Here is a 2543-nt window from a genome sequence, read left to right on the forward strand (position 1 = left end):
CTTCGGATTCCCGGCGCATATCGATGCCGCTTGCCCCGTCGCGGCGTTGCGGCCAGACTCACCGTCAGATCCTGGGAGATCCCTCATGTCGCATCAGCCCGCCGATGACCCGATCCTGGGTGATGCCCGCTCCTGCCAGGCGATCGAGCAGGTCATCGTGCCGCGCGCTCATGACCTCGGCGGCTTTTCGGTCAGGCGCGCCCTGCCCTCGATCGGCCGGAAGATGGTCGGACCGTTCATTTTCTTCGACCAGATGGGCCCGGCCGAATTCCTGCTCGGCGAGGGTATCGATGTGCGCCCGCACCCGCATATCGGTCTGGCGACCGTGACCTATCTCTTCGACGGCGAGATCATGCATCGCGACTCGCTCGGCACGGCGCTGCCCATTCGCCCCGGTGCGGTCAACCTGATGACGGCGGGACGCGGCATCGTTCACTCCGAACGCACGGCGCCAGAAGAGCGTCTCAAGGCGCCGAAGCTCTATGGCATCCAGACCTGGCTCGCCTTGCCGAAGAGCCATGAGGAAGTCGCGCCGGAATTCATCCATCACGCCGCGCCCGAACTGCCGCGCATCGTCGAAGGCGGCAAGCGCATCAGCCTGATCATGGGCTCAGCCTACGGCCAGACCTCGCCGGTGAAATTCCCCTGGGATACGCTCTATGCCGAGGCGGTGCTGGCACCCGGCGCCATCCTGCCGCTCGACCCCGATTACGACGAGCGCGCGGTCTATATCGTCTCCGGCAAGATCGACATTGCCGGAGAGGAGTTCGGCGCCGGGCAATTGCTCGTCTTCAAGCCGGGCGACCGCATCTCGATCCTCGCGATCGACCAGAGCCGGCTGATGCTGGTCGGCGGCGAACCGATGGATGGCCCGCGCCATATCTGGTGGAATTTCGTCTCCTCCTCGAAGGAGCGCATCGACCAGGCGAAGGAGGAATGGAAAGCCGGCCGCTTCGACACCGTTCCCGGCGACGAAGCCGAGTTCATTCCCTTGCCGGAGAGCTGAGGGCAGTCCCGCGCAGCTCAGGGCTGCACGCTTGCTGGCCTGAGCCTGCGGGCCGTGCGTGTCCAGATCCGTGGGAAACGATGAACCTGCGGGTCGTCGGACACACAGCCATTCGAAGCCTGCCCATTATCCGGCCTGCAACCCAGACCGCAGCTCGGCCGAAGAGAGTTCGCCCGAAGGAATCGCCCTCAACGCCGGCATGCGGGAGGCCAGGATCGCGGCGACCGAGAGCGCGAAGAGGATGACGGGGAGCCAGATCGCCAGCCCAAGTCCGAGCCACTCGCCAGCAAGCCCTCCCGCAATCGCGCCTAACGGACGCATGCCGTACATCGCTGTCGTCAGCGTGGCACTGACGCGACCGAGCAAAGCCGGCGGCGTCACCGCCTGGCGCAGACTGGTCTGAATGATGCCCCAGAGAATCGGTCCGAAGCCGAAGAGGAAGAAGGCGAGCGCCAGCGCCGCAAGGCCGAGCGTCGCCGGAGCGATGGCCAGCAGCAGCGCGCCCAGGAGCGATGAAGCTGGGCCGAACACGAGAAGCAGCCCGGTTGGCAGGCGCGCGATCAGTGCGGCGCCGAAGAACGCGCCAAGGATCAGGCCGGCACCATAGACCGACGAGGAGAGACCGATCGTCTCCGGGGCGAGCAGCAGAATGCGCGCGGCATAGGGTGCGAACAGCGCCATGAAGGCGAAGAAGGCAAGGTTCCAGGCGATGGCGCAGAGCGCGATCGGCCTGAGATAGGGATGTTGCAGGACGAAGGCCCCGCCTTCCGCAATGGCCCGGTGCAACGGCTGGCGTGCGGCTGCCACCGGCCGCTCAGACGGCAGGCGCATGGCAAGCGCCAGGACCACGATTCCACATAGGGCACACAGCGCCAGCCCGAGCGCGCCGATGCCTCTTGCGACAGCCCAGCCGGCKAGCAGCGGCGCGGCCAGGCTCAGCACCGCACGGCCGAGTTCCATCCGACCATTGGCACGCGGCAGATCCCTAACCGCCACCATGCGCGGCAAGAGCACGAAAATGGACAATGCGATGACAACCGGGCCGGTCGCGGCAATGAAGGCCGAGAGTGCCAACGCCCAGTTCGTATGCCCTGAGATGAGCAGCGCCGCGCCGATCAGCGAGCCCGACAGCAACAACCCGCCTCCGGCGAGAATCAGTGAGCGGGGCGCAACCCGGTCCGCCCACACCCCCGCAGGCAGCGAGACGACGAGCCATGCCGCCGACTGAGCCGCGACAAGCAGGCCGACAAGCCGACTGCTGGCGCCAGCCTCCGTCGCTGCGAGCGTGATAGTGTCGAGCGCCAGCTTGTCGGCGAACTGCGCGACGATGCCGGCCAGGAGCAGGCCGAGGGGAAGGTGCGACGACATGGCGGGTTTCCGTCTTTGCGAGGTTGCCGCCAGCGTCCCACGCCTAGGACATCAGCCCCACCCGTTTCCTGTCTTCCGGCGCTGTGACGACCCGCCGGTTTGCCAGCGCCGCTCGCAGGCTTTATTCGAAGTCGATCACCTCGAAGGAACGTGTCGCTCAACCGTGCCC

At 66.6% G+C, this 2543-nt stretch carries 2 protein-coding genes; one reads left to right on the forward strand and one right to left on the reverse strand.

Translation table 11 applies throughout. From position 1 onward, the window contains the following. The first annotated feature begins 85 nt into the window (after nt 1–85). Nucleotides 86–1006 (forward strand): pirin family protein, encoded by a 921-nt coding sequence (locus AC1DJT_RS36010; protein ID WP_441506536.1) that lies wholly within the window; start codon nt 86–88, stop codon nt 1004–1006. Nucleotides 1007–1132: 126 nt separating this feature from the next. On the opposite strand, the gene AC1DJT_RS36015 is transcribed toward AC1DJT_RS36010, so the two are convergent. Then, nucleotides 1133–2374 carry an MFS transporter gene (locus tag AC1DJT_RS36015; RefSeq protein ID WP_441506535.1) on the reverse strand — a complete coding sequence of 414 codons (1242 nt, stop codon included), beginning with the start codon at nt 2372–2374 and terminating at the stop codon, nt 1133–1135. Nucleotides 2375–2543 lie beyond the last annotated feature (169 nt).

Source organism: Allobosea sp. 05T422_2, from assembly GCF_056396265.1.

What these genes read in the sequence shown, in the direction of transcription:
- AC1DJT_RS36010 (WP_441506536.1), top strand. Translation starts at nt 86, where the DNA reads ATGTCGCATCAGCCCGCCGATGACCCGATCCTGGGTGATGCCCGCTCC.